General features: G+C 51.5%; 1 rRNA gene. It reads left to right on the forward strand.

Annotation, left to right across the window (positions count from 1 at the left end):
• Window positions 1-982: ribosomal RNA gene (locus A9G32_RS07285) — 16S ribosomal RNA — on the forward strand; the annotation flags it as partial.

A 982-nucleotide genomic window follows, 5' to 3' on the forward strand; every position in this document is an offset into this window, starting at 1 on the left:
CGGTCCAGACTCCTACGGGAGGCAGCAGTGGGGAATATTGCACAATGGGGGGAACCCTGATGCAGCCATGCCGCGTGTATGAAGAAGGCCTTCGGGTTGTAAAGTACTTTCGGTGATGAGGAAGGTAATGAATCTAATAGGTTTATTAATTGACGTTAATCACAGAAGAAGCACCGGCTAACTCCGTGCCAGCAGCCGCGGTAATACGGAGGGTGCGAGCGTTAATCGGAATGACTGGGCGTAAAGGGCATGTAGGCGGATAATTAAGTTAGGTGTGAAAGCCCTGGGCTCAACCTAGGAATTGCACTTAAAACTGGTTAACTAGAGTATTGTAGAGGAAGGTAGAATTCCACGTGTAGCGGTGAAATGCGTAGAGATGTGGAGGAATACCGGTGGCGAAGGCGGCCTTCTGGACAGATACTGACGCTGAGATGCGAAAGCGTGGGGAGCAAACAGGATTAGATACCCTGGTAGTCCACGCTGTAAACGATGTCGATTTGGAGTTTGTTGCCTAGAGTGATGGGCTCCGAAGCTAACGCGATAAATCGACCGCCTGGGGAGTACGGCCGCAAGGTTAAAACTCAAATGAATTGACGGGGGCCCGCACAAGCGGTGGAGCATGTGGTTTAATTCGATGCAACGCGAAGAACCTTACCTGGTCTTGACATCCACAGAATCTTGTAGAGATACGAGAGTGCCTTCGGGAACTGTGAGACAGGTGCTGCATGGCTGTCGTCAGCTCGTGTTGTGAAATGTTGGGTTAAGTCCCGCAACGAGCGCAACCCTTATCCTTTGTTGCCATCGATTAGGTCGGGAACTCAAAGGAGACTGCCGTTGATAAAGCGGAGGAAGGTGGGGACGACGTCAAGTCATCATGGCCCTTACGACCAGGGCTACACACGTGCTACAATGGCGTATACAAAGGGAGGCGACCTCGCGAGAGTAAGCGGACCTCACAAAGTACGTCTAAGTCCGGATTGGA

Source organism: Gilliamella sp. Gris3-2, from assembly GCF_001690345.1.
GTDB classification, from domain to species: Bacteria; Pseudomonadota; Gammaproteobacteria; order Enterobacterales; family Orbaceae; genus Gilliamella; species Gilliamella bombi.